Source organism: Comamonas sp. B-9, assembly GCF_000410635.1.
Taxonomy (GTDB): Bacteria; Pseudomonadota; Gammaproteobacteria; order Burkholderiales; family Burkholderiaceae_C; genus Comamonas.
The window spans coordinates 463-672 of sequence record NZ_KE148660.1; the positions used below are offsets into that span (position 1 = coordinate 463).

At 71.4% G+C, this 210-nt stretch carries 1 pseudogene; it reads right to left on the minus strand.

Annotation, left to right across the window (positions count from 1 at the left end):
- Positions 1–210, minus strand: a pseudogene (locus tag H928_RS29400) (alpha/beta hydrolase); the annotation flags it as partial.

Genomic DNA, 210 nt, shown 5'->3' on the forward strand with positions numbered 1-210 from the left:
CAAGGTCCAGCACCTGGCTGTCGGCATAGCCCAGGCCGACGACCACGGCGCCTTGCGTGGGCACCGAGGGCCCGCGCGCAAAGCGGTTGCGCATCAGCTGCGCGGTGGGCGTGAACAGCAGGTTGCCGTCAAGCAGGTAGAGCACCGGGTAGCCCTGGGGCGGTGGCGGTGCGGGTGGCACGGCCACCATGATGCGGTGCACGCGCTCCG